Below are 26,551 nucleotides of genomic sequence, written 5' to 3'. Positions count from 1 at the left end.
AGGTTATTTTCGGTGTGTTTTACTTCGATGGACAACTTTCTTTATCTTTATTCCTTCGGGGAAATTTGTCACTGATGAGAGGTGTGGCGGTTCGACCGGCGTATGTGGGGTGGGTTTTGCGACAGCCGTATTCTGTATTTTTTTCGGTTCAATAGTTTCGGTTTTTTCTCCTTCGTGTGGAACTGTGTTTGTTGCCGTTTCTTTCCCGTTTGTCATCGGTTGGATTTCGTTAGAGACGGGAGTAACCTCGGCAGAGTCTTTGGGGGTGTATTTGCGAGCATAACGTTCGAGGGTGTTAATGCTGCTCATGAGCGTTTTCACTTCTTTGGGATGCTGCATAATATCGAGTTCGAGCAATTGTGCGTAATAACGCAGCAATACTTGATTGCGTAACAGTTCTATTTGCATACGGCTATTTGCCAGTTCCCGGGTGAATTTCTGTTCTTGTGTTTCCATACTTTTTTTGAGGCAAATGTATGGTCGGGGCATTCGCATTTTATGGCATGATTGAATTTTTTTACCCGATCGGTATCGGGTAAAAGTAGGGAGGAAGGGATATGTCCGATAGAAGCAGACTGATGAGATGTCGTTTTTCAATACCATAAGCAAGAATGATGTAGTATTTCTAACCCCTCTCATCGTCGCTACCGCTCCTCTGTCTCTCCTTTATATTTTGCTGTGCAAAACACAGGGGAGAAGTGTTAATACTTTTGATGACAGGAACAGAGAGGTATGTGTTTTCCTCCTCCTCTTTGTGGCGTCAGCAATAGGGGAGGTGGCACGCAGTGCCAGAGGGGAAGTCCGAGAGAAGATTTATGTCGTTATTTCGGTGCGATGTTCAATTCGAACGGAGTATCGGGCGTATATCCGCTACGGATTCTCCACTCTTGCGGGTAGAGGTTGTTGGTTCGGTTGCCAAGATGTTTTGCCCAGCCGAGGGGAAATCCTTCATAGGTGACAAGTATATATCCTCGGGGTAAGTCGGTGGGCAGGAAGAGGCTTTCTCGTCGGAGGTAGGCGAGGGCTGTGTCGAGGGAGGCCTCGTAGTGGACGACTTGGTTCGTATCGAAGGCTGTGGAGAGTGCCAGCGAGATATGCGGCACGTAGTCTTTTCCTTTGAGCGTGGCTACGGTGATACCGGCATGCAACAGGTCGAGATGCCGGTTGAGGAGTTTATAATCGGTTGTATACTCGGCCGGGATAGCGATAATTTTCTCTTCGTCGGATATGAATGTATAGCGGTCGGGGTTGGCAACGAGAAGCCTCCATTCATCGGGTATAGCTATTCGGGGTGTTTTATTTTTTTTGTTGCGTTTCTCTGTCTTTTCGGCTGTCGAGAGGAGAGCCACTCGTCGAGTTTCACCGGGTTCGCCCGGTTTCCGAAGGATTGCCATAAAGAGACCTTCGCCCCGGGTACGGTGGGGCATGAAGCGATAGGCGGGCAGATCGCCAACGAGTGCAGGCGTTATGTTCCAAGCTGGGTCGATATCGACTGTGAGAGGTATGGCCCCGAACTTTTTTCGGAGGAAACCGATCATCTCCTCGTTTTCTTCGGTGTTGTAGGTACAGGTGCTGTAAATGAACAATCCGCCGGGGCGTAGAGCATTCCACACATCGGTGAGAATGGTGCGCTGTCGTTCGGCGCAATGCGCCACATTCGCCGCAGACCACTCGGTGATGGCGGCGGGGTCTTTGCGGAACATGCCTTCTCCCGAACAAGGGACATCGGCGGCAATGATGTCGAAGTATTTTTCGAGTGCGCCGAATGCCGAGGCTTCGTTGCGGGTGACTATGCAATAGGGCGATCCCCATTTGACAATGTTTTCGGCGAGGATATGCGCCCGGTTGGGTATGACTTCGTTGCTGACGATTAAACTGCCGACCGGGAGCGACGCAACGGCATCGGTCGATTTTCCGCCGGGAGCGGCACAAAGGTCGAGATAACGGACCGGCTCATGAACGTATTGCCGTATTACCCGATTGAGGAACATCGATGCCGCTTCTTGTACGTAGTAGACTCCGGCGTGAAGCCGGGGGTCGAAGGTAAACGTTGGCCGGGAAGAGAGATAGAACCCATGTCGAGCCCAGAGAACCGGATCGCCTATCGTGCCTGTCGGAGTGCTTTTCAAAGGGTTGAGCCGTATGCTTGTCGGAGATTCCGATTCGAGCGACTCGGCAAAGCGGGGATAGTCGTCGCCGAGTAATCGGCGGGTGCGTTCGATAAATGGGGCAGGCAGGTCTGTCATAACAGTTTCTGTTTTTCTCTTTGGGCAAAAATACCTATTTTTGTCGAACGGTGAAAATGGGTTTTGCCGATAAATCGAATTTGTATGCTCAAAACCGCATTATATCTGATTCCTGTTCCTCTGGGCGATACACCAGTCGAGCAGGTGCTACCTTCTTATAACCGCGAAGTAATAGCCGGGATACGTCACTTTATCGTAGAGAATGTGCGTTCGGCCCGACGGTTTCTCAAAAAATCGAATCCCGATATTTGTATCGACGACTTGACGTTTTATGAATTGAACCGTCACACGGAGGCGACGGAGGTGTCGGGATTTCTCGAACCGTTGCGGCAGGGATATGCGACAGGCGTGATTTCGGAGGCCGGTTGCCCGGCTGTGGCCGACCCGGGGGCCGATGTGGTGGCGATTGCCCAGCGGGAACATTTGCCTGTGGTTCCATTGGTGGGCCCTTCGTCGATATTGATGTCGCTGATGGCTTCGGGATTCAACGGGCAGAGTTTCGCTTTTCAGGGTTATCTGCCTATCGAGGCGGGAGAACGGATAAAGAGAATCAAGCAGCTCGAACAACGGGTATATGCCGAGGGGCAGACGCAGATATTTATCGAAACGCCTTATCGTAATCATAAGATGATAGAGGATTTGGTGCGTGCCTGTCGCCCCCATACGAGGTTGTGCGTGGCGGCGGATATTTCTTGCCCTGATGAAAGTATTCGTACGCTCTCGTTGGGTGAGTGGGCGAAGACGAAGTATGATTATCAGAAAACCCCTGCCATTTTTTTACTTTATAAGTAGGGTTTTTCCCTTTGATTATAGAGTTTAACCCCTCGCCTTGCGGGTATTCCCCCTTATATTTCCTTGCGGAAATACGGGGAAGAGGGGGGATGCCCTAATCCGCTCTCTCTGCTGTGGTTATTCTTTTCAACCCCTCCGTCTTGTGGACACCTCCTCTATATTTTGCGTTGTAAAACACCCCGTAAGGCTACGGGACACGGCAGGGGAGGAGTTAAAGGACAATCTCTATTGGCAGAATCGTTTTTTTGCCTTTGTGCTTCGTCGGAGATCGAAGAAATTTAAACGGATTCTAAATATCTTACCTTCGATAATTTTCAATTGTGCCGTTAAAAAGCTATCTTTGTGCCCCGAGGAGAAAAAAGGATATGAGCTTACAATTTCTAAGCCTTGCCAGCGGCAGTAGCGGCAATTGTTATTATCTGGGAAACGAGGAGTATGGCATACTGATCGATGCCGGCAAGGGTGTGCGGACGATCAAGAAGGTTTTGAAAGAGTATGGTATCCCTTTTGAAAAAATCGTTGCTTTGTGCATTACCCACGACCATGCCGACCATATCAAGGCGGCAGGGACATTAGGCGAAAAATACGGCATACCCATTTATACCACCGAGGCCATCAAGAACGGAATGAATCGTAATTATTGTATGGTCGATAAAATTTACAGCGCTCATCGGCCTATTGTAAAAGAGATTCCGTTCAAGATCAAGGATTTTACGATTACAGCCTTCGAAGTACCCCATGACGGGAGCGACAACGTAGGCTTTTTTATTTCTTACGGGAATTTGTATTTTGCTTTTGCGACCGATTTGGGGCATATCACCCCTACGGCAGATAAATATTTGCGGCAAGCTAATTATCTGGTCATCGAATCGAATTACGATGAGGCGATGTTGCGTAACGGTTCTTATCCTCTTCATTTGCAGAGACGTATTCTTGCCGATAGCGGCCATATGGACAATGCCCGTACGGCCGAATATTTGGCTCGAATCTATACGCCGGCTTTGCGAAATATTTTTCTATGTCATCTCAGCGGGGATAACAATCACCCTGAACTGGCTTATAAGACGGTGGAAAACCGACTTTACGAGGAAGGCATACGAGTGGGTAAAGATGTGGAGTTGGTGGCACTTACCCGTAATCACCCATCGGAGCTTTATACGTTTGAAGAGTCGGAAAGAATGGATTGGGAAAGTGCGGTTTCGGGAGAAGATGACTGTCTTGGATAGCCGAATCGTTTGCCGGAGTGTCAAAAATAGTGGTTGCGAGAAATTTTTTTGAATAATCGTTTGCCGGTTTCTCGAAAAGAGTTACCTTTGCACCCGTTCCATTTAAGAAGTCGACTCCGTAGCTCAGTTGGTAGAGCAAATGACTCTTAATCATTGGGTCGAGGGTTCGAGTCCCTCCGGGGTCACAGAAGCGCTTGCAGAAATGCAGGCGTTTTTTTTGTAAAAATTCGATAACAGGAACAGAGTGATGTATCTCCCTCCCCCTATATCCCGTAGTATTACGGAGAACTGTGTTAGCTATATATGGGAGAAAATATACAAGGATAATCCCCACTAAATTTTTACTGACCCATTTTTTTGCCTAATATGCAAATGGTAGGCTGCATCCTCTGTATGTATGGTAAAGAGTAGGCTTTGCCATAAAACAAAAAACACCTGCAAGACTAATTCTTACAAGTGCGGACATATATAGTTGTTTTTGGGATAGTGGGCGTTGACGGATTCGAACCGCCGACCCTCTGCTTGTAAGGCAGATGCTCTAAACCAGCTGAGCTAAACGCCCGTGTTTTCGTAGGCTTTCGCCCCACAGGGTTTTATCCGGGATAGTGGGCGTTGACGGATTCGAACCGCCGACCCTCTGCTTGTAAGGCAGATGCTCTAAACCAGCTGAGCTAAACGCCCGGATAGTTTGCCGAAAAGCGTTGCAAAGGTAATACTATTTTTTTATCTGCAAAACAAAAAATGAAATTATTGTGTAAAAATTGCCGGGGAAATCGTATTTTTGTACTCTATTTCAAATAAAAGACTATGGAATTATCATCACTCACGGCTATATCTCCTGTCGATGGCCGCTATCGCAATAAGGTGGAAAATTTGTCGCTTTATTTTTCGGAATGGGCACTTATCCGGTATAGGGTACGGGTCGAAATCGAGTATTTCATTGCATTGTGCGAATTGCCGTTGCCTCAGCTCTCGGAGGTAAATCCTGATTTATTCCCGGCGTTGCGCAAGATATATACCGATTTTACGGAGGCCGATGCCGAAAAAGTGAAGTCGATAGAGTCTGTTACTAATCATGATGTGAAGGCTGTCGAGTATTTTATTAAAGAGAAATTCGACGAATTGCATTTGGAGGCTTATAAAGAGTTTATCCATTTCGGGTTGACTTCACAGGATATTAATAATACGTCGGTTCCTCTTTTGTTGAAAGAGGCTTTGCACGATTGTTATTTCCCAGTGTTGAAAGATATGCTGGCTATTATCAACCGGTATGCCGAGGAATGGAAAGATATTCCCATGCTTGCCAAAACTCACGGGCAGCCGGCATCGCCCACCCGTCTGGGGAAAGAGATACGGGTATTTGGCTATCGGTTGGAACGGCAGATGGCTTTGCTCGAATCGGTTCCGGTGAGCGGTAAGTTCGGAGGAGCTACCGGTAATTTCAATGCTCATCGTTTTGCTTGTCCCGATATCGATTGGCCGGCATTCGGGAATAGATTTTTGAAGGAGCGGTTGGGGATAGACCGGGAGGAGTGGACCACTCAAATTTCGAATTATGACAATCTCGCCGCTCTGTTCGATGCTTTGCGTCGTATCAACACGATTGTGATAGATCTCGACCGGGACTTCTGGCAATACATTTCTATGGAGTATTTCAAGCAGAAAATCAAAGCGGGAGAAGTGGGTTCGTCGGCAATGCCTCACAAGGTGAACCCCATCGATTATGAAAATTCGGAGGGGAATCTCGGAATAGCCAATGCCATACTGGACCACTTGTCTTCGAAGTTGCCGGTTTCGCGCTTGCAACGCGACTTGACCGATTCGACCGTGTTGCGGAATGTGGGTGTTCCTTTGGCTCATACGTTGATTGCCTTCCATAGTACAATCAAGGGCTTGAATAAATTGTTACTGAACGAACCGGCTATATATCGCGATCTCGATCAGATGTGGAATGTGGTAGCCGAAGGTATCCAGACGATTTTGCGGAGGGAGGGTTATCCTCATCCGTACGAGACTTTGAAGGCTTTGACACGGACGAATACGGTAATTAATGCCGACTCCATACGGGAATTTATCGATACGCTCGATGTTTCGGAATCGGTAAAAGAGGAATTACGAAAGATAACTCCTCACTCATATACCGGGTTTTGATGAGGTGGGGAAGCCTCGCAAGATTAGATGAAAAATAGAAATGAGACTTGTAACCGAAGGAGAATAAGAGAACCTCTTATTCTCCTTCGACGTTTATCGCATGCCGGTTCTGTATTGGGTTCAGTAGAAAATCAGAAGGAATAGACATGAATTTTAGCGATGAAATTCTTGACAATAGCAACAGTTCGATCTCTTCGATGAAGGATTGAGAAAGATAATGTATTATGTTTTTGAAGGCTTAATCCCCTTGCCTTTCGGGCACTCCCCCTATCTCATCTGCGATGAACAGAGGTAGGGTGTTGATACTTTGATATGTTTCCTCTGTTGCGGATAATTTTATTTAACCCCTCTGTCCTTCGGACACCGCCTCTATATTTTGCTGTCGCAAAACACCCCATAATACTACGGGACACGGCAGGGAAGAGGTTTTAATAATCTCACTCCAATTCCTCACTGTTCTAAAAAAAAAGGGGCTGAAATGTCCGGCAATGCCACATAGATACAATAGGAAGAAAAGATTAAAATGGTAATTCTCATTTCGGCACAGGGATAGATTTTACCCTTCTCCTCTGTGTCGTATAGCGATAGGGGAGAGGCCGAAGAAACAGTCGTTTCTGAGGAGGGGGGTAAATATGCAAGGACAACCCCACTGATTCCCGTATTGAGTATGTATTTGTTGCTTTGAACGGTTGTAAGGCAGATTCTTTGCAAGCCGGACGAACAAAAGGCCCGAGCTTTTGTTTTTTTAAGCAGAAAATAACAACTTATTCGATTGTAATAGAAGCAAAATGAAAAATCCTTCGTATCTTTGCAACGTGTTTACAAACATAGGCTGCGGCTCGATAGTAAATTTGTTTTTACTTTCGGTTTGCACTAATTTTTGTTTATGAGAAAAAATAACTATCATTTATAACAGATGTTTTTTAATAGGCCGAGAGGCTTGTATTTTTAATTACAAACAATTTCTATGGAAAGCGAAAAAAGAGCTAAGCGTCCGCGCATCGGAATGTCGAACCGCGAAGGTGCGACCGAGCGATATGAAAAAGTAGAGTACAGAAGAAATGGAGGAGAAGAGGGACACTCCTCGTACAGTGCGAATGCGGAAAGACCATACTATCCCCGCAATAACTATGGAGATGGAGGAAATCGTTCTTACGGTAACGAGCGTCCTAACAACTATGGTAATCGTCAGGGAGGGTATAGTAATAACCGTCAGGGCAATTACGGAAACAACCGTCGGAACAATAACTACAACAATACTCCGAGGTATAATCAGGATTATAATCGTAATAACGAAGTGGGAGAGGGGTTTCAGCAGCCTTATGGAGAAAGCGAGAGACCTCGTTATCCGAAGCAAAACAATCGCCCGGGCGGATATAATAACCGGGGGTATAATAATCGCGGAGGATATAATCAGAATCGCCAGCAATCGCGTCGGAATAATAAGGTGTTCAGCCGCCCGCAGCGCATCGAATATGAATTGCCAGAGGTGGATCCGAATGAACCGATTCGTCTGAATAAATTTATGGCTAATGCAGGGATCTGTTCCCGTCGTGAGGCCGACGAATTTATTCAAGCCGGAGAAGTGTTGGTCAACGGGGTTGCCGTGACCGAACTGGGAACGAAGATTACCCGTAATGATACGGTGACATTCCGTGGCAAGGTGGTGACTTTGGAACGTAAGATTTACGTATTGTTGAATAAACCTAAGGATTGTGTGACTACATCGGACGATCCACAAGGACGACTCACGGTGATGGATATCGTGCGTAACGCTTGTACCGAACGTATTTATCCGGTGGGACGTCTCGACCGCAACACGACCGGTGTGTTACTGCTGACGAACGATGGCGACCTTGCATCGAAACTGACGCACCCGAAGTTTATCAAGAAAAAGATATACCATGTGTGGCTCGACCGAGATGTGAGCGAGGAGGATATGCAACGAATCGCCGATGGTATAGAATTGGAAGACGGCCCTATACAGCCCGATGCCGTAAGTTATGCCAACGAGACGGATATGAACCAAGTGGGTATCGAGATTCATTCGGGTCGGAATCGTATCGTGCGTCGTATTTTCGAAGCCTTAGGGTATCGTGTGGTTAAACTCGACCGGGTTTATTTCGCTGGGCTTACCAAGAAGAACTTGCAACGGGGGCGTTGGCGTTACCTCACTCAGCAAGAGGTGAACATGTTGCAGATGGGTTCATTCGAATAAGAAATGTTTATCACGTCCCGAACGGTTCTCCGTATGGGGCGATGCTTAAAAAAGTGTACAATTATATAGGAAAGTATGGAAACAATGAAAAGAACCAAAGTCGTCGATGCATTTGATGCATCTCTTTACGGGACAAAAGTAAATGTAAAGGGTTGGGTGCGTACGCGCCGTGGCAATAAAAATGTGAATTTTATTGCCGTGAACGACGGTTCTACCATTAAAAATATACAGGTCGTGGTGGACCTCTCCAAATTTTCGGAAGCGGAGATGAAACCGATAACGACCGGTGCTTGTATTAGTGTCATCGGTACATTGGTGGAGTCGCAAGGTAAAGGTCAGCAGGCCGAGATACAGGCCGATAGCATAGAGCTTTACGGCGGCGCCGACCCCGATGTATATCCGTTGCAGAAGAAAGGGCATACGCTGGAATTTTTACGGGAAATCGCACATTTGCGTCCTCGTACGAATACATTTGGAGCAGTGTTGCGTATCCGTCACAATATGGCTTATGCCATTCACAAATATTTCAACGATCGGGGATTTTTCTATTTGAATACTCCGTTAATTACGGGTAGCGACTGCGAAGGTGCAGGAGCTATGTTTCAAGTAACGACTCTCGACTTGAACCAAGTACCTAAGACCGAGGACGGAGCGGTGGATTATAGCGAGGATTTCTTCGGCAAACCTACCAGCCTCACTGTATCGGGACAGCTCGAAGGTGAATTGGGTGCGATGTCTTTGGGCGCGATTTATACGTTCGGCCCTACGTTCCGCGCCGAGAATTCGAATACACCGCGTCACTTGGCCGAGTTTTGGATGGTAGAGCCGGAAGTCGCTTTCAATGAAATCGGAGAGAACATGGATTTGGCGGAGGATTTCCTCAAATACCTGATTCGTTATGCGCTCGATCACTGTCAGGACGACCTCGAATTTTTATGCCAAATGTACGACAAGGAATTGATCGACCGATTGAAGTTCGTCGTGGATAACGATTTTGTGCGGTTGCCGTACACCGAGGGTGTAAAAATTTTGGAAGAGTCGGGCCATAAATTCGAATATCCAGTCTATTGGGGCGCCGATTTGCAGAGCGAACATGAGCGTTTCTTGGTAGAGGAACATTTCAAGAAACCGGTTATCCTCACCGATTATCCGAAAGAGATAAAGGCTTTTTATATGAAAATGAACGACGATGGCAAGACGGTTCGGGCGATGGACGTGCTGTTCCCCCGTATCGGCGAGATTATCGGAGGTTCGCAGCGTGAGGAAAATTATGATAAGTTGCTTGCTCGTATCGAAGAGTTGCATATCCCGATGAAGGATATGTGGTGGTATCTCGATACCCGCCGTTTCGGTACGGCTCCCCACTCGGGTTTCGGGCTCGGATTCGAACGGTTGCTGTTGTTCGTTACGGGTATGACCAATATCCGCGACGTGATACCGTTCCCTCGTACACCGAAAAACGCAGAGTTTTAAAGAGGTTTTTTTGTATAATTAAACGGGGTTACCTTTACAGGTAACCCCGTTTTGTGATTTAGTAGAAAATTTGTGAGGATAGACTTGGATTTTAGAGATGAATCTCTGTCGACAACCTCATTCCGGATATCTTCGGAGAAGAATTGAGAAAGACAATATATTGCTTTTTGAAAGTTTAATCCCCTCGCCCTGCGGGTACTCTCCTTGTATCCCTTTATGGGAACACCCCGTAAAGCTACGGGACACGGCAGGGGGAGAGGGGGATGCCCTAATCCGTTCCCTTTGCTGCGGGTGTTTTTGAACCCCTCCGCACCTCCCCTATCGCACGTGCGTGCGCAGGGCAGGAGGTTAATACCTTTCTGTTTTCCGATTCTTCCGTCACTACGTGTCCCCTCTTCCTATATTTTGTTTGGCGACATATACTCCATAGGGTTGCGAGAAACGGTAAGGGAAGAGTTTCCCCTCTGCCGCATTATTTTGGAGAATGAGATGGAGATTGTATTTACCCTTCTCCCCTGTGTGGTGTTAGCCGTATAGGGGAGACATCGAAGAAACAACGGTTTCTGAGGAGAGGGGTTGGAATATACAAGGTCAATCCCTACTAATTATCGACTGAGCCCGTTTGGTCTCTGATGATATAAGATGATTATCGCTGCGATTGAATCTGATTCTGTTCAGGAAAGTGAGGTTGTTTTATTTGAATCTTTTTCCGTTCCAATGCAACACGATTGAATCTTGCAGATAGGGTTCGATACGATCGGATGATTCTTTGTCTAGATAGTTTGCCCATGACTGCCGGGCACATAGAGAACCGTCGGTAGCGAAGTTGTACTCCACAAGGAAAATGTCTACCGGACGTAACAAGTCTTCTTTTTTTGCCTTTGTCAAGCTATCGGGGAATTGGAAAAACTCTTCCCGTCGTATCTGGCGAATGCGTTCCGAAGCGGGGAGTTCCTTCCATGCAGTGTCGAAAAACCGTATGCGACTGTCTCCCGCCGGGGCATATACCGTATTGACAAGAGCGATAATCGTATCGTTGCCGGTTGTATCATACCACCGTATTTCCATTTTACTGCGTTTCGACAGGTCGATCGAGAGCAGGCTGTCTTGTAGCAGTGTCATCTCGGCTTTACCGCCTAGTTTCGTGACAATCTCGGCTTTCTGTCCGGCGTGCATCAAATCGATCAAGTCCTTCCTACGGTTTATTTCGATAGAGGGGACGAGCGAGTCGGGCATGGCAATGAATAATTGCGCTACCGGTTCTATTGCCGATGATGTCAAGGTGACTATCGAGCATAAACAGAATAACAGATTCCTTAGTTTCATAACGATCGTTTGACACAAAAGTAATCATATTTGCTTCTGTGAGCCAAAAAAACAGCCGTAAATATTGTTACCGCCTTTTATTTTGTGCCGAGATAAAGGAAGAACATACCCAATAGGACGAGTATCAAATCGAATGATTTGCTACGGATATTTTTTTCTCGGAACAGGAATGCGCCGGCTATGAAGCTGACGACGACACTGCTGCGACGTACCATAGAGACGATAGAAATCATGGAGTCGGGGTAGCTGAGGGCGTAGAAATATACGAAGTCGGCACAAACGAGAAACAAGGAGATGAAAAAGATAGAGGGTTTCCAAACAAAAGGTGTGGTATGCTTACGTTTGGGATACCATAATACAAAGAGAATAACGGTCATCATCGCCATTTGATAGTAGGAGTACCATACTTGTACGGTCATTCGGTCGAAGCCGTGCGACATGAGATATTTGTCGTACAACCCGCTGGCCGCACCGGTGATTGTGGCGAGGACTATAAAGAGAATCCAGATATTGTGTTTGAAATTGATACCTTCTTTTCTTCCGGAGAAGGATAGCATAATGAACGAGACGATTGCCAGAATAACTCCGATCCATTGGTAGAGATTCAGTTGCTCGCCGAAGATGAGTAATGCTCCTATGAGTGTGAGAATGGGTTGGGAAGCCTTGATTGGCCCGGCTATGGTGATGGGCAAATGTTTGGTGGCGAAATAGGCACAAGTCCATGATGTGAGGACGAGCGCCGCTTTGCCTATGATATAAATATGCTCGTGACCGGTGGAAGGGGGCACATAGAAGAGTGAATTTCGCATAAGTTCGGGAAACCCGTAGGAAAGGACAATACACGGGAGGAACAACAGACTGCAAAAACAGGTATTGAGAAAGAGTACAGGAATGACAGCGTTGTTGTCGAGCGATTTCTTTTTACAGACTTCGTAACAGCCTAATAGGAAAGCCGAGAGAAAAGCGAGTGATAACCACATCTTTTGTATCTTTTAGTTATATCTGTAAATCGCCTGCAAAGTTAGAAACTGTTTTAATTTTTACAAATAGATGTTTGGTGTAAGTGGAACGGGTGTCTGACTGAATGGGTCTCTTCACCCCATCTTCTCCTGCTTATTTCCGATGAGATTGGGAAAGAGGCAGAAGATGGTAGATTAGGACTTTGTTTGTGTTGTTTTTTGAAAAGTCTGTTGCAGATAGGTAGTGATTCGAAATAAAAAATGAACAAGTCCGTTTTGCCCTTTTCGTGCCTTGCGTTATCTTTGCATTTTACGAAAATAGACTGTGCCCCGGTGTAACCAAGTGAATTTGTTTCCACTCTCGGCTTGTACTATTTTTTAATATATATCATTGTAAATTATGGAGTTGCTATATATCCATTGGAATCCCGATCCCATATTGTTTTCGATTGCCGGTATTGCGATACGTTGGTACAGTATTTTTTGGTTTATCGCCATTTTGGCGGGCAGTCAGGTGGTTTATAAATTGTATCAATCGAAGGGTTTACCTGTCGATACGTTTCAGAATTTGTTTTTATACAGTTTCTTAGGTATTTTTATCGGGGCACGGTTGGGACATTGTTTGTTTTATGAGCCTGACTATTACCTGAGTCACCCGTTGGAAATCGTTTTGCCGGTACACTTTTATCCCGATGGCGATTGGAAGTTTACGGGATATGCGGGATTGGCAAGTCATGGTGGAACGTTGGGGTTGATTATAGCCCTTGCTATATTTTGTCGCAAGACCAAGATTCATTATCTCGATATTCTCGATATGATGGGTATCGCCGCACCGTTGGCGGCGGGTTTCATACGGCTTGCCAACTTGATGAATTCCGAAATTATAGGTTTGCCTACCAATGTGCCGTGGGCTTTTGTATTCGAGCGTGTGGATATGCTCCCTCGTCACCCGGCTCAGTTGTACGAGACTATCGCTTATTTTCTGTTTTTCTTGATTATGGTCGGGGTCGCTCGATATAAAAAGGATAATTACGGACGAGGTTTTTACTTCGGATTGTGTATTACTTTGATATTTTTGTCCCGCTTCTTTATCGAATTTTTGAAAGAGCGGCAGGTGGATTTCGAGAACGTGTTGCCTATCGATATGGGGCAGATATTGAGTATTCCGTTTGTCTTGTTGGGGTTATATTTCGTAATCACGAAGTGGAAGAAAGCGGTTCGATAGGTGGTCGCGCAAGAGTCGTTGTCCGGGAAATTTCGAAAGAAATTCTCAGAGTTCTTTTCTCAAATAGATCATATCGACGAGCTGTTTCCCTCCTTCGAAGATGGGGTGCGGATAATTGTCGGTAAAGAAACGAGGAATACGATGGGAGTAGCGGAACCCACAATGCACGTAAAAGGGTATCGTGAGAGGCGAGTCACCTGTGCCGACTTGCAGTATCGTGCCGGGTGCGTTGTAGCGATTTTCTATGTATTCGATTAGCCGACGGGCATATCCTTGTCGTTGGAATGGCGGATAGGTGGCCAGATTTTTAATTTCGTAAAGATTTTTCCCTTCTTGTGTGATAACACAGATACTTTTCAAATCGTCATCATACAATGCGAACATTTCGCCGCGGTCGAGATAGCGGGCTATCATAGTTTCGTTTTCGTCGGCCAATAAAAGCAGGTCGAGGAAGTCGGCCTTGTTTTGTGTGATGTGTTTGATTTCCACAAGATGTGAGAGGGTGGTTAACGGGGTAGGAAAATGTGGTCGGGGTAAACGATGTCGTGAAGAAAGAGCGCTTTGCCGGGGACCGAAGTTCCAGCGGCGCAACGGTTTTTTTGCTCGATGATATGGCAGAAGTCCTCCACCGAAAGTTTTCCCCGTCCTACATCGAGCAGCGTTCCTACGATGGCCCGCACCATGTTACGGAGGAAGCGGTCGGCAGTGATGGTAAATACCTGTCGTTCGCCTTCGGGTTCCCAGCGGGCGAATGTCACTCGGCAATTATTGGTTTTAACATCGGTATGCAGTTTGCTAAAACTGGTGAAATCGGTATATCGGTAGAGCTGTTCGGCCGCCGTATTCATTTTGTCGAAGTCGAGATCTCCCCGATAACGGCAGGCGAAGGATTCGATAAATGGTGATTTGTGATCTATTATGTAGTATTTGTAGGTGCGACTCAAAGCATCGAATCGACTGTGTGCTTCGGCAATGACGGGACGTATTTCGTAGACAGCTATGTCGGGCGGCAGAATACGATTGAGTTTGTCGGCCGTTTCGGTCGGATTGTCGAGGGGTATTGGAGCGTCGAAGTGGGCAACCATGAGTCGGGCGTTGACGCCGGCGTCGGTTCGTCCCGCTCCTGTCACCGGAGTTTCACGGCGGAGCAATGTGGCTAACGCTTTTTCAAGGACTTCTTGCACAGTGATTCCATTGGGCTGTATTTGCCAGCCATGATACTGCGCACCGTTGAAAGAGAGGTAGATGAAATAGCGTTGCATTTTTAAATAGGAATGGATTACCGGGAAACTCGTGTCCCGATAATCCATGTGAAAAGTTAGTCGTTTTCTAAATAGGTATATCCGTACAAACCCGATCGGTAGTTGGAGAGAAATTCTCTACCTTCTTCGGGAGTGATGATGCCGGCTTTCATAGACGAGGTTACCCATGTTTCCACACTGCGAACCAGTTTCTTGGGTGAGAACTGCACGTAGTCGAGGACTTCGGCCACCGTCTCGCCATCGATGACTTGGTCTATTTCGTAGCGGTCTTTGTACACGCTGACGTGCACGGCATTCGTGTCACCGAAGAGGTTGTGCATATCTCCCAATATCTCTTGATAGGCTCCCACGAGGAATACGCCTATGTAATAGGGCTCCTTGTTGTTGAGCGCATGTACGGCAAGGTGCGAGTTCGCTCCGTGCGACGAGATGAAATTATTGATTTTTCCGTCGGAATCGCAAGTAATGTCTTGTATGGTTGCCGTGCGGTCGGGGCGCTCGTCGAGCCGACTGATGGGCATGATGGGGAAAAGTTGGTCGATCGACCATGAATCTGGTAACGACTGGAACAGAGAGAAGTTGCAGAAATACTTGTCGGGCAGAAGTTTGGAGATTTTCCGAAGTTCTTCGGGAGCATGCTTCATGTCGGAGGCGATTTCGTTCACTTCGCGAGCCACAGACCAGAATAGTTGCTCTATCTGGGCACGGGTACGTAAGTCGAGCAGACCCAACCCGAACAGGTCGAGCGCTTCTTCCCGGATTTGCAGGGCATCATGCCACGATTCGAGCAACCGGGGTTGATTCATGTTGTCCCATATTTTATAGAGCTCGTCTACCAGTTCGTGAGGATTTTCACCGAGTTCTTCTTTCTCGTCCCATATCGGGAGCGAGGTAGTTTCCAGTACTTCGAATACTAGTACGGAATGATGGGCAGTAAGCGATCGTCCCGACTCGGTGATGATGTTCGGTTGCGGCAAATTGTTTTTAGCGCAAGCATCGACCAACGCCGAGACGGAGTCGTTGACATACTCCTGTATAGAATAGTTCATACTGCTCTCGCTCGATGAGGAACGGGTTCCGTCGTAATCGACACCCAAGCCTCCGCCGATATCGACAAACTCTACGTGGAATCCCATGTTTTGGAGCTGGACATAAAATTGCGAGGCTTCTTTGAGTGCATTTTTGATGCGGCGTATTTTTGTGATTTGGCTGCCGATGTGGAAGTGTATCAGTTTGAGGCAATCGGTCATCTTGGCTTTTTCCAAGAAATCGAGAGCTTCTAACAATTCGCTGGAATTGAGCCCGAATTTGCTTCCGTCACCTCCGCTTTCTTCCCATTTGCCGCTGCCTGAACTTGCCAGTTTGATGCGAATCCCGATGTTCGGACGTATTTTCAAGCGTTTGGAAATATCGGCTATGAGACGTAGTTCGTTCAGTTTTTCCACGACAAGGAAGATGCGCCGTCCCATCTTTTGAGCCAAAAGCGCCAGTTCGACGTAGTTTTCATCTTTGTATCCGTTACAGATGATGAGCGAGTTTTCATCGGTGTTGATTGCCAATACAGCATGCAATTCGGGTTTGGAACCCGCTTCCAAGCCGATGTTGAATTTTTTACCGTGACTGACGATTTCTTCCACCACCTGTCGCATTTGGTTGACCTTGATGGGGTAGATGATGAAGTTTTTGGCCGTGTAACCATATTCGTCGGCCGCTTGTTGAAAACATTTGGATATTTTCTCGATACGATTATCGAGAATATCGGGAAAACGCAACAATACGGGCGATGTGACATCGCGGACTTGTAACTCGTCCATTAATTCTTTCAAATCGACCGATGCGCTTCCCTCCCGGGGCGTTACAGCGACGTGCCCTTTGTCGTTGATCGAAAAATATTTCAGGCCCCACCCGTTGATGTTATATAGTTCGGCGGAGTCCTCAATACGCCATTTTCTCATTTTTTATAAACGAATTGAATTTAAGGGGTTATAAAAAATATACGGAGGGCAAAAGTACAGATAATAATTGAATAGAGAAAGCAGAAACGGTTTCAAAATGCAATAATGTGCGATTGTACAAAGATTTAACCTTTTTCTGAGTATATTTATTGAACATTTTGCAGGTTATATCGATATAAAGAGAGTGGAATGCCACATTTTCCGTTATGTAAAATTAGTAAAAAAGTATGCGGTATGCATGTTTTTTATACTTGTTGATAAAGGGAGTCGGCAAAAATGTTTATCTTTGCAACGATTGTCGAAAACAAGCCGGACTAGTTAATAAGAAAAAGTCCTATTGATTTTGTTCGCAATCTTTTCACAAGAGGAATTACTAACATTAATTTATTATAAGATGGTAAGCTACAAAGAATTAGGATTGGTAAACACCAAAGAGATGTTTGCTAAGGCTATCAAAGGCGGTTATGCAATTCCCGCTTTCAACTTTAACAATATGGAACAGTTACAGGCTATTGTCAAGGCTTCTGTTGAAACCAAATCGCCGGTAATTCTCCAAGTTTCGAAAGGCGCTCGTAACTATGCCAACCAAACATTGCTTCGTTATATGGCACAGGGTGCAGTGGAATATGCCAAAGAGTTGGGCTGCGAACATCCTCAAATCGTTCTGCACCTCGATCACGGCGATTCGTTCGAATTGTGCAAATCTTGTATCGATATGGGATTTTCTTCGGTAATGATCGACGGTTCTCACTTGCCTTACGAAGAGAATGTAGCTCTGACTAAGAAAGTAGTGGACTATGCTCACCAATTCGATGTAACGGTAGAAGGTGAGCTGGGTGTACTTGCCGGTGTAGAAGACGAGGTAAGTGCAGAACATCACACTTATACCGACCCCGAAGAAGTAATCGATTTCGCTACTCGCACAGGTTGCGATTCTTTGGCTATCTCTATCGGTACTTCTCACGGAGCTTATAAATTCAAACCCGAACAATGTCATGTAGATCCTAAGACGGGTCGTTTGGTTCCTCCTCCTTTGGCATTCGACGTATTGGATGCCGTTATGGAAAAACTTCCGGGCTTCCCCATCGTATTGCACGGCTCGTCTTCTGTACCCCAAGAAGAGGTTGATACGATCAACAAATACGGAGGGAAATTGGATGCCGCTATCGGTATTCCCGAAGAGGAATTGCGTAAAGCAGCTAAATCGGCCGTTTGTAAAATCAACATCGATTCGGACAGCCGTTTGGCTATGACAGCCGCTATCCGCGAGGTGTTTGCGACGAAACCCGCAGAATTCGATCCTCGTAAATATTTGGGCCCGGCTCGTGACAACATGGAAAAATTGTACAAGCACAAAATTGAAAATGTATTGGGCAGTGCCGGTAAATTGTAATTGAAGGATTTGATTACATACATAATGCCGCCGAGTTCTGAACGAGCTCGGCGGTTTTTGTTTTTAGGTGATAAAAATGAGGTTAATTTAAATAGGTTCGGTAGGAAATCAGAAGGAGCAGTGTTTTTATATATCATTTAACCCCTCTCCTCAGAAACTGCCGTTTCTTCGGTGTCTCCCCTATTGCCACACCCCGTAATGCTACGGGACACGGCAGGGGAGGAGAATACCCCATAAAGTTCCGAAGGGATAAAACGGTTCAAAGTGATACTTTCAATCCTCACCCTCTGCTCATCGCAGATGAGATAGGGGGAGTGCCTGCAAGGCGAGGGGGTTGAAAACAGAGGGGTTAAGAAGACCAGCATAAGCAAAATAAACGATCTTTCAACCCCTCTCCTTAGGAACTACCGTTCCTTCGGTCTCTCCCCTATATTTCCTTACGGAAACACAGGGGAGAAGGTTGAATTGTTATTGTGCTTTATTGCTTTCCGGTAAAACTCGATAAAGGCAAGATTGTGTTTGTTGATGACATCTCTTGCACCGTGTGCAGAGAGGTCAATATTTATTTGTTTGGTCTAAGGATATAAAAAAGGAAAGTTCTGCCGGAATCTCGATATCATAAAAAAAGGGGACTGATAGTATAACGATTCACATCGTTGTTTTTTCCGGCAGAACTTGTTCGTAATATCAAAGATGTCTCTTGTTTCTTTTTCCCTTGAAACAAGAGAAAATGTAAATCTGAATACTCGGCAAAGGTAGTGTTTTCGGAATTAAAAACAAAATTATAATTCTTATTCTGCGTGCTGAAAAAAGGGGGGTCGTTTATAAAAATATGATTAAATAGAGGTATGTCGATAGATGAGACTTTCCGTATCTGGATAATTGTCATATTATTATGCCTATATTACCATTCGTGACTATGTCTAATAGGCGGTTGCGGCGAGTTAATAAGAAAATACAAGTCTTGTATAATTTTATATTTTCAGTCGGAAGCAAGGGCGTTTTACGACCTAATACCGGCTATTATTTTTTCGGTTTCGTTTTGCAACCATAGGGCTTGCCGAGACTTTCTCCATTTAGCTGGGATAGGGGTATGGCGGTGTTTTGTGAAAATTTCGCCTGTAATGTTATCCGTATCCGGCGCACTCGCTGCATAGATCGCTCCGATCGCTCCTTTTCGGGGTGAGCTGATAAAGGGTCGAAAAAAAAGATTGGCTAACGGATCGACCCAAGAATGCATGGTGATCATGTCAGAATCGACGATACCGGGGTCGGCCGCATTTACCGATATTCCTTTATCTCGAATTTTCGTGGACAAATGTGCCGTGTACATGGTGAGGGCGAGTTTCGATTTTCCGTATGCCTTGAATCGTTTGTAGGTTCGGGGTGAGTCGGAGAAAAAAGAGGAATCTATTTTCCCGATATATCGGGTTAACGAAGTGGTCATGACAATGCGGCTCCCCGGGTGCATGAGCGGTATTAGCGACTCGGTGAGAAAAACGGTTCCTATGTAGTTGACGCCTATCGAGGTTTCGAATCCGTCGACGGTTTTACCGAAGTCCTTGCACATGACTCCTGCATTATTAACGAGTGCTTTTATGGAGATACCCGTTTCTGCCAGTTGTTTACAAAAATGGGATATGGACTGGAATGAGGCAAGGTCGAGCGGCAAGAGGAGAATATCGGAATTACCGGTTTTCTCTATGATTCGTTGTCTGATGGGTTGTGATTTGGCTATGTTCCGGCAGCCCATGACGACCGGGAGGTTTTGGGCAGCGAGAGCTTCGGTAATGGCTTGTCCTATGCTACCGTTTGCTCCGGTAACTATGTAATAATCTTTATTCATCGAGCAGACGGTGTTTGACAAATAGCCGTATGGAGGTGGGCATGACAGATGCCAAAGGAATCAGCAGACGGTTGAATACTCCGGGGATAAGTTGTTTTTTGCCTCGGAACAGGGCTTTTAATGCTTTGCGAACCAAGCGCTCGGTTGTCATAAGGACTCCTAACCGAACTCCCAATTTCAGTAGCCCGGGTTTTAATCCGTATAATCCGGTGGCAACGCCTCCGGGACAAACGACTGTGGCTACGACTCCGTAGTCGCGCAATTCGTAGCCCAAAGCCCGAGTGAACACTCTGATATAGGCTTTGGTCGCTGTGTAGAGCGCTATGCCGGGATAGGGCGTCCAACAGGATAAAGAGGACATGTTGAGTATGTATCCGTGTTTCCTGTTGCACATGTCTGCGGCAAAGAGGCGGGACAGGCGAGTGATTGTACCGATGTGCAGTTGGAGCATCGTTTCTATCTTCTTCGGATCGGTGCGTGTTATTTCCTGAAAAGAGAATATGCCTGCATTGTTGATGAGAATCTCTATTTGTATTCCTTTTTGTCGGCAGTGGTCGTAAAGTTTGTTTGCCGCATCGGGTTGGGCTAAATCCATGCAAATGGTTTCGACCGATACGCCACTGGTGTCGACAATCTTTTTTGCTTCCCGATCGAGGTCTTCCCGGTCGATACTCACCATCACCAAATTAGCTCCCTGCGCAGCTAGCTGTCGGGCATATTCGAGTCCGATTCCCGAACTCGCTCCGGTGACGAGAGCCGTGTATGCCGAAAGATCTTTATTTCGTGGCATGGTGCATTTTCTCTATTTCCCGGGCGATACAAGGGGGAAGCTGTCCTTCCAAATGTTTGTGGCAAGCCATTTCGATGGAATACATGCGGGCGATACAATAGTTCGTATGATCGCACCCGCAACGTTCTTCGCCTTCGTTTTTCATGCGGTTGACAAAATCGGGTTCGTTGATGAGCGCACGTCCCATTTGTACGAATTCGAATCCGTGGTCGAGCACCTTTTCGATCGTCGGACGAGCAACCAAACCACCCACATAAATGAGGGGAAGTTTCAATGCTTTTCTAAATTCGAGCGCATCGTCCAGAAAATAGGCTTCTCGGAACGGGGATTTGGGTATCATGAACCGTCCGGCCAGTTTGACACCGTATTTTAGCCACCATGTTTTCATGTAATAAGTCATGGAGGTAATGGGCATTTCGCCTCGCATGACATACATAGGGGCTTTGCTGACGAACCCTCCGCTCAATACTAAGGCATGGGCTCCCAAGCGTTCGAGTTCTTGTGCGATGAGTATGCCTTCGTCGATTTCGATTCCTCCCTTAAATCCGTCTCTCATGTTGGTTTTTACGATTACCGCCATATCGCTGCCGGCCGCTTTCATCACATTTTCCATGCACATGCGCATAAATCGCATGCGGTTGTCGAGCGAGCCTCCGTATTCGTCATGCCGCCGGTTGGTGTACGGGGACAGGAATTGGCTGATGAGATAACCGTGTCCGGCATGGATTTCTACTGCGTCGAATCCGGCATCACGTGCTGTATTGACGGCAGTGCCAAAGGCTTTTGCGACTTCCTTGATTTCGTCTTTACGCATTCCTCTCACAAATGTGGGGGAATAGAGGTTGAATCCGGTCGATGCCGATATGGGAATCTGGCCGGCTGTGCTGCGGTGCGACATATTGCCGCAATGTCCAAGTTGAATGGAGGCTTTGGCTCCCTCGTCGTGAATGGCATCTGTAATGCGTCGCAGCGGTTTGACGATTTCGGGTCGCATCCATAATTGATGTTTGAACGAGAGCCCGTTTCGGGTTACCGAAGCATAGGCCAATGTGGTCATACCGATACCCCCTGCCGCTACGCTGCGATGGTAGTCATAGAGCATTTCGGTGGGTGCGTTATGGTCGCACATGCCTTCGAACGCCGCTGAGCGGATTGTGCGGTTTCTCAGGGTTATCGGGCCTATCGAAGCCGGAGTGAACAGTATGGCCTGTTTTTGGGAATATTCGTTATCCATGTTGTCAATAGATGAAGGGTATTATTTTTTTTCGTTTTTCTTTTGTAAATTCTTCTCCGAACTCTTCGCTGTATCGCTTGTAAAGAGCCGCCGACCGTGGGGCGAGGTTGGCGAATGTCCACCAAGCGAATACGACTCCGGCCCATGACCAAGTGAGGATAGCGAATCCTACCCATTCGAGCCATTCTCCAAAATAGTTTGCCGACGATACCCATCGGAACATTCCTCCCTGCGGTATGTAATGCCGTCGGTCACCGGGCTTGCGCAGGTGGCGTATAATGGAGTCGGATTGAATGTTGATAAACATTCCCGCAAAGAAGATAATAACTCCGATGATGAATTGCGGAGAATAGAACCATTCGGCAGTGTAGTAGTCTAGGGGTGAGATATAAAAGATCCAACCTCCTTGCATGAGTGCGTTGAGCAGGTTGAAGATGATACCCATACTCACGATACTGAGTGGCATGCGGCTATTCCCTTTAATGAGAAAGGGGAATATGAAAGAGCGTTGGAAATAATGAATTTGAAACAAGACGAGGAATGTGATTCGAATCGGGTCGAACCGGTATTCGTCGGTGGCGAAAATCCATAAGAAAATCATGGCGATAAATACCGGAGCTTCCATGACGATCCAGCCTATGCGATTGGAAAGTGATGCTCCCCATTTTTTATCGAAAAGCATACCGTAGCCCGCGTTGATAAAATGTAGCGCGATGAAAACGATAAGTGCCGTAACGGCCATGACGACGAGGAATGTATTGAATGTAGCCGTGTCCATTGTGTTTTTTCGATATAAGATAAATGAATAGTAATGTTTTTACAAAAATAACGCATGATGGGATAGGGGCCGAGTAAGACGAATATGTTTTTTCTCGTGTTAAACCGCTTCTATTTTCATACATATTGCAAAAATAATGAAAATTAAAGAGATCGTTTCCGATTTAAATACTTTTCTGAAACCCTCTGTATTTTTACATAAAGAAACATTTTTTGTTTCGAACAAAAAGCGGAATAGAAAGGTTTTATACAAAATGAGGACCTGTGAATATTTAAAAATAGATAATTGTCCACAATAAATCGAAGGAGGATTTAATTTTGTAACGTCTGACTTTGTGAAAATTAAGATGAAAAAGATGCGAAAACTAAGTTTGTTTATTATTTTGCTCGGTCTTTTGGAGCCGGTGAGTCTGAGGGCTCAACATGTGGAACCGATAGCTTTCGGCGATTTTGAACATTGGGTAACTCGTGAAATCAAGGAATCTGCTTTGTTGGGAGGAAAAACGAAGACTGTATACGCCATCGCTCCGACACAGTATATCAAAGGGAATAAAGCGTATCGGAACATGGGCGGTTCTCCCTGGGCGTCGTCGAATGTGATGGCGAATGTAATGGGGATAGTGAAAACCAGTAATACCGTACGACCGGAGAAACGTCAAAATGGCGGGACATGTGCTTGTATGGAAACCGTCATAGAGGATTGTCGTGTGTTGGGTATGATGAATCTTCACGTGTTGGTGAGCGGAAGTATTTTTTTAGGAGAGGTGAACGAGCCGATTCGTTCGACGAGTAATCCCTATGGCAAAATGGAAATGGGTATACCGTTCACCAAACGTCCCGTGCGATTGATTTTCGATTATAAATATAAGGCTTCGCCCGATGATTTCCGTACGGAATCGACCGGATTCAGTTCTCGGAAACAGTTGGCCGGAAGAGATAGCGCGGAAGTATATATTTTGTTGCAGCACCGGTGGGAAGACGAGGACGGAAATGTGTACGCTCATCGTGTGGGCACTGGGAGAGAACGATATGTAAAGAGTACACCCGATTGGGTTAACGGTCATAGTGTGCCTATTCACTACGGGGATATTACCGATAAGCCTTTTTATAAATCTTATATGGGGCTTATTCCCGAAGATAAATCGTATTATTGCCGAAACAGCAAAGGCGATATGGTTCCGGTGGTCGAAGTGGGTTGGGGAGAAGCCGACGAACCGGTAACGCACATGTTGGTAATGGCTTCGGCTACTTGTGGAACGGCCTATATAGGAGGATTGGGCAATACTTTTTGGATCGATAATATAGCGTTGGGGTATTAGACGGCGTAAATTATTCTCTCGCTATTTCTACGTTTATTGCACTGTTCTTTTAGTTTAGTAGGAAAACTGTGGGGTAGACATGAATTTTAACGATGAATTGCTTGACGATAGCTACATTTCAGGCTCTTCGGAGAAGGATTGAGAAGATAATAAATTATGTTTTTGAGAGTTTAACCCCCTCGCCCCGTGGGCACTCCCCCAATCTCATCTACGATGAGCAGAGGGAGAGTGTTGATACCTTGATACGTTTCCTCTGTTGTGGATATTTATTTAACCCCTCTGTCCTTCGGACACCACCCCTGTGTTTTGCGATGCAAAACACCCCGTAATGCTACGGGACACGGCAGTGGAGGAGTGAGTGGCTGTCTCGTAATGCTACGGGACAAGCCGGAGGTGCGAGGGACAAGAGGAAAGGAGTCGAGAGGTTTTTCCTTTCGACTTTAATTCCGTAGTAAAGAAGTGCTTAATTTTGTTTGAAGATATAGATGATAACTCCTGTTTGATTGGAGGAACTCGTGCTGCGCTCGAATCGCGATTTGCGGGCGGCGGCTTCGGCGGATGCCCGCAACTTCGGGTTGGAGAATGCTGTGCCTTTGCTGCCGTTAACCGTAGCGATAGCATTGATGACTTTTCCTTGCGGATCCACGGTTATGGATATGGCGATGATACCGGCATCGTTACTGTTGTCGTATTCGGGATATGGCAATGAACCTACGAGCCCACGTCCGCCGAGGTTGTATCCTCCATATCCCCCCACGCCGGTGATTTCGCCGGTCGAAGAGTTACCGAACGGGTTGCCCTGCGTGCCGCTTCCTTCGTCGCTATCGCCTCTGCTGCCGTCGTTGGAAACTCCTTTCCCGAAAGCATTTTTGACTTGATTGGCTATGCGCTCGTCTTTTTTATTCTCTTGTATGGTTTTATCTTTTTTTTCTTCTTTCTTTTCGATGTGTATGCTTTCCTCGTCGGTTTGAGTCAGTAGCTCATCTTCGTTTTCACGGGGACGTTCCGCCTCGGTTTGTTCGGGACGATCGGCATTCGATTCGAACATACCTGCCGATTCGTCTACAAAACCTACTTGTACCAATACGCCGCTACCTGTGCCGATGGGTTCCTTTCCTAAGAAAGTGAGCCACAGGACAAACAGGACGACTATGTGCAAGACGATTGTCGTGACAAGTGCCAGTATTTTATCTTTTTTCTGTTGTTCCACGGAAAACGGAAAAGGGTTATGGGTTGTGTACGGGCTTGGCGGCCAGTACCATTTTCAATCGGTTGTCGTTGGCTATATTGAGTATTTTGACGATTTCGCGATAGGGGACTGTTTCGTCGGCATAAAGAGCGACGAATCGCTCGGTATCGTGTTGCGGGGTTTCTGCCAATTTCTGTACCAGTTGGTCGTATGTGACAGGTTGTGCCGCTTCGTTTCCGAAAGCGATGTAATAGTTCAAATTTTCATCGATCGTTACCCGTGTGAGCGGTTTGGCCGCCGCTTGCTGATTACTTTGCGGAAGGTTTACCTTTATGGAGTTGGGAAAGACGATCGTAGAGGTGATCATGAAGAATATGAGCAACAGGAATATGACATCGGTCATCGATGCCATACTAAATGTCGCGTCTATTTTATGTCTTCGTTTGAGTGCCATGATTCCGAGTTATTCTGCCGGCTCGTTGAGCAAATCCATAAATTCCATAGTCTTCGCTTCCAACTGATTCATCACCCCGTCTACACGTGATACGAGATAGTTATAGGCAAAGAGTGCGATAATTCCGACGATGAGACCAGCTACGGTCGTTACCAGTGCTTCATAGATACCTCCCGACAGCGTGGAGATATCGGCATTGTTTCCGGCCGATGCCATGTTGTAGAAAGCCCTCACCATACCAGTGACGGTCCCGAGGAATCCCAACATGGGTGCTCCCGCGGCGGTTGTCGCTAACCACGGAAATCCTTTTTCGAGTTTGGCGATCTCGATGTTTCCCACGTTTTCGATGGCTACTAAAACATCGTTCATGGGACGACCCAAGCGAGAGATACCTTTGGCGATAAGTCGGGAATAGGGCGTATTGGTTTTTTTGCAGAGTTTCAATGCGCTATCTATATCGCCTTCGTGGATATAGTCTTTGATCCGTTCCATAAACGTATTGTCTTCGCGTGCGGCTCGTCTGATGACTTGCAGCCTTTCGAAGAAAATGTAGATGGATAACAAGGAGAGCAACAAAAGGGGAATCATGATGATTCCTCCCTTGCAGGCGAGTTCCCAAAGGTTCAAATCACCTGCGGTTTCGACCGTGGGTGTCAGAACGGGGGGAGTCACAAGCGTGTCGGTAGTCTGCAAAAGCAATGTCAATAAATTCATGG

The 26,551-nt window shown here is 46.4% G+C and carries 22 protein-coding genes and 3 tRNA genes; 9 read left to right on the top strand and 16 right to left on the bottom strand.

Annotated features, from left to right (window positions below):
- Positions 1-3 precede the first annotated feature (3 nt).
- Together HMPREF9448_RS11505 and HMPREF9448_RS11500 are read right to left on the bottom strand one after the other, a co-directional pair.
- Positions 4-456 carry a hypothetical protein gene (locus tag HMPREF9448_RS11505; protein WP_008862746.1) on the bottom strand — a complete coding sequence of 151 codons (453 nt, stop codon included), beginning with the start codon at positions 454-456 and terminating at the stop codon, positions 4-6.
- A 365-nt stretch (positions 457-821) separates the two neighbouring features.
- The gene (locus HMPREF9448_RS11500) at positions 822-2,246 is read right to left on the bottom strand and encodes a methyltransferase RsmF C-terminal domain-like protein (RefSeq protein WP_008862745.1); all 1,425 of its coding nucleotides are present in this window, start codon (positions 2,244-2,246) and stop codon (positions 822-824) included.
- Positions 2,247-2,330: 84 nt separating this feature from the next.
- Here HMPREF9448_RS11500 and HMPREF9448_RS11495 point away from each other — a divergent pair, with 84 nt between their 5' ends.
- The 3 genes from HMPREF9448_RS11495 (at position 2,331) to HMPREF9448_RS11485 (ending at position 4,449) form a co-directional block, all read left to right on the top strand.
- On the top strand, positions 2,331-3,038 hold the full coding sequence (locus HMPREF9448_RS11495) for an SAM-dependent methyltransferase (RefSeq protein ID WP_008862744.1): 708 nt from the start codon (positions 2,331-2,333) through the stop codon (positions 3,036-3,038).
- 365 nt (positions 3,039-3,403) lie between these two features.
- On the top strand, positions 3,404-4,264 hold the full coding sequence (locus HMPREF9448_RS11490; protein WP_008862743.1) for an MBL fold metallo-hydrolase: 861 nt from the start codon (positions 3,404-3,406) through the stop codon (positions 4,262-4,264).
- Between the two features lie 112 nt (positions 4,265-4,376).
- A tRNA-Lys gene (locus HMPREF9448_RS11485) sits at positions 4,377-4,449 on the top strand.
- A 302-nt stretch (positions 4,450-4,751) separates the two neighbouring features.
- On the opposite strand, the gene HMPREF9448_RS11480 is transcribed toward HMPREF9448_RS11485, so the two are convergent.
- Positions 4,752-4,826: transfer RNA gene (locus HMPREF9448_RS11480), tRNA-Val, on the bottom strand.
- 44 nt (positions 4,827-4,870) lie between these two features.
- Positions 4,871-4,945, bottom strand: a tRNA-Val gene (locus tag HMPREF9448_RS11475).
- 126 nt (positions 4,946-5,071) lie between these two features.
- Between HMPREF9448_RS11475 and purB the strand changes: the two genes are divergently transcribed.
- The 3 genes from purB to asnS all read left to right on the top strand — a co-directional run bounded on the left by purB (position 5,072) and on the right by asnS (position 10,106).
- Positions 5,072-6,415, top strand: a complete 1,344-nt coding sequence (gene purB / locus HMPREF9448_RS11470; protein ID WP_008862742.1) for an adenylosuccinate lyase — start codon at positions 5,072-5,074, stop codon at positions 6,413-6,415.
- Positions 6,416-7,382: 967 nt separating this feature from the next.
- Positions 7,383-8,633: a pseudouridine synthase gene (locus HMPREF9448_RS11465; protein WP_008862740.1), complete on the top strand. Its 1,251-nt coding sequence runs from the start codon at positions 7,383-7,385 to the stop codon at positions 8,631-8,633.
- 75 nt (positions 8,634-8,708) lie between these two features.
- Complete coding sequence (gene asnS / locus HMPREF9448_RS11460) at positions 8,709-10,106, top strand: asparagine--tRNA ligase (protein WP_040296184.1); 1,398 nt, start codon at positions 8,709-8,711, stop codon at positions 10,104-10,106.
- Between the two features lie 693 nt (positions 10,107-10,799).
- Here the strand turns inward: asnS and HMPREF9448_RS11455 are convergent.
- Positions 10,800-11,432: a DUF3256 family protein gene (locus tag HMPREF9448_RS11455; RefSeq protein ID WP_008862738.1), complete on the bottom strand. Its 633-nt coding sequence runs from the start codon at positions 11,430-11,432 to the stop codon at positions 10,800-10,802.
- A gap of 77 nt (positions 11,433-11,509) precedes the next feature.
- Positions 11,510-12,412 (bottom strand): DMT family transporter, encoded by a 903-nt coding sequence (locus HMPREF9448_RS11450; RefSeq protein WP_008862737.1) that lies wholly within the window; start codon positions 12,410-12,412, stop codon positions 11,510-11,512.
- A 379-nt stretch (positions 12,413-12,791) separates the two neighbouring features.
- Between HMPREF9448_RS11450 and lgt the strand changes: the two genes are divergently transcribed.
- Positions 12,792-13,616, top strand: coding sequence for a prolipoprotein diacylglyceryl transferase (gene lgt / locus HMPREF9448_RS11445; protein ID WP_008862736.1), 825 nt, complete (start codon positions 12,792-12,794; stop codon positions 13,614-13,616).
- 45 nt (positions 13,617-13,661) lie between these two features.
- Here the strand turns inward: lgt and HMPREF9448_RS11440 are convergent, their stop codons facing one another.
- From HMPREF9448_RS11440 to speA, 3 genes are read right to left on the bottom strand one after another with little or no spacing between them, the layout of a single operon-like run.
- On the bottom strand, positions 13,662-14,105 hold the full coding sequence (locus tag HMPREF9448_RS11440; RefSeq protein ID WP_008862735.1) for a GNAT family N-acetyltransferase: 444 nt from the start codon (positions 14,103-14,105) through the stop codon (positions 13,662-13,664).
- 17 nt (positions 14,106-14,122) lie between these two features.
- Entirely contained in the window at positions 14,123-14,878 is a 756-nt protein-coding gene (gene truA, locus HMPREF9448_RS11435) for a tRNA pseudouridine(38-40) synthase TruA (RefSeq protein ID WP_040296259.1), read from the bottom strand.
- Between the two features lie 56 nt (positions 14,879-14,934).
- Positions 14,935-16,833: a biosynthetic arginine decarboxylase gene (gene speA, locus HMPREF9448_RS11430; RefSeq protein WP_008862733.1), complete on the bottom strand. Its 1,899-nt coding sequence runs from the start codon at positions 16,831-16,833 to the stop codon at positions 14,935-14,937.
- A 394-nt stretch (positions 16,834-17,227) separates the two neighbouring features.
- Between speA and HMPREF9448_RS11425 the strand changes: the two genes are divergently transcribed.
- Positions 17,228-18,226, top strand: coding sequence for a class II fructose-bisphosphate aldolase (locus tag HMPREF9448_RS11425; protein ID WP_008862732.1), 999 nt, complete (start codon positions 17,228-17,230; stop codon positions 18,224-18,226).
- A gap of 1,003 nt (positions 18,227-19,229) precedes the next feature.
- Here HMPREF9448_RS11425 and HMPREF9448_RS11415 read toward each other — a convergent pair.
- From HMPREF9448_RS11415 to HMPREF9448_RS11400, 4 genes are read right to left on the bottom strand one after another with little or no spacing between them, the layout of a single operon-like run.
- The gene (locus HMPREF9448_RS11415; RefSeq protein ID WP_008862730.1) at positions 19,230-20,072 is read right to left on the bottom strand and encodes an SDR family NAD(P)-dependent oxidoreductase; all 843 of its coding nucleotides are present in this window, start codon (positions 20,070-20,072) and stop codon (positions 19,230-19,232) included.
- Entirely contained in the window at positions 20,065-20,862 is a 798-nt protein-coding gene (locus tag HMPREF9448_RS11410; RefSeq protein WP_008862729.1) for an SDR family NAD(P)-dependent oxidoreductase, read from the bottom strand. Before HMPREF9448_RS11410 ends, HMPREF9448_RS11415 begins: the two co-directional genes overlap by 8 nt.
- Entirely contained in the window at positions 20,849-22,096 is a 1,248-nt protein-coding gene (locus HMPREF9448_RS11405) for an NADH:flavin oxidoreductase (protein WP_008862728.1), read from the bottom strand. The genes HMPREF9448_RS11410 and HMPREF9448_RS11405 overlap by 14 nt, the downstream gene beginning before the upstream one ends.
- A gap of 4 nt (positions 22,097-22,100) precedes the next feature.
- A complete protein-coding gene (locus HMPREF9448_RS11400; RefSeq protein ID WP_008862727.1) occupies positions 22,101-22,874 on the bottom strand; it encodes a DUF1295 domain-containing protein in 774 nt (257 codons plus the stop codon).
- 346 nt (positions 22,875-23,220) lie between these two features.
- Here HMPREF9448_RS11400 and HMPREF9448_RS11395 point away from each other — a divergent pair, with 346 nt between their 5' ends.
- The gene (locus HMPREF9448_RS11395) at positions 23,221-24,192 is read left to right on the top strand and encodes a PCMD domain-containing protein (protein ID WP_232297248.1); all 972 of its coding nucleotides are present in this window, start codon (positions 23,221-23,223) and stop codon (positions 24,190-24,192) included.
- A 463-nt stretch (positions 24,193-24,655) separates the two neighbouring features.
- On the opposite strand, the gene HMPREF9448_RS14270 is transcribed toward HMPREF9448_RS11395, so the two are convergent.
- The 3 genes from HMPREF9448_RS14270 to HMPREF9448_RS11380 are packed head-to-tail and all read right to left on the bottom strand — an operon-like array spanning position 24,656 to position 26,549.
- Positions 24,656-25,402 carry a cell envelope integrity protein TolA gene (locus tag HMPREF9448_RS14270; protein WP_008862725.1) on the bottom strand — a complete coding sequence of 249 codons (747 nt, stop codon included), beginning with the start codon at positions 25,400-25,402 and terminating at the stop codon, positions 24,656-24,658.
- 16 nt (positions 25,403-25,418) lie between these two features.
- Positions 25,419-25,835 carry an ExbD/TolR family protein gene (locus tag HMPREF9448_RS11385; RefSeq protein WP_008862724.1) on the bottom strand — a complete coding sequence of 139 codons (417 nt, stop codon included), beginning with the start codon at positions 25,833-25,835 and terminating at the stop codon, positions 25,419-25,421.
- A gap of 9 nt (positions 25,836-25,844) precedes the next feature.
- Positions 25,845-26,549: a MotA/TolQ/ExbB proton channel family protein gene (locus HMPREF9448_RS11380; protein ID WP_008862723.1), complete on the bottom strand. Its 705-nt coding sequence runs from the start codon at positions 26,547-26,549 to the stop codon at positions 25,845-25,847.
- Between the last annotated feature and the right edge of the window lie 2 nt (positions 26,550-26,551).

Origin of the sequence: Barnesiella intestinihominis YIT 11860, assembly GCF_000296465.1 — a bacterium.
Classification (GTDB): domain Bacteria; phylum Bacteroidota; class Bacteroidia; order Bacteroidales; family Barnesiellaceae; genus Barnesiella; species Barnesiella intestinihominis.
This window is presented reverse-complemented; position numbering and strand designations above follow the sequence as displayed.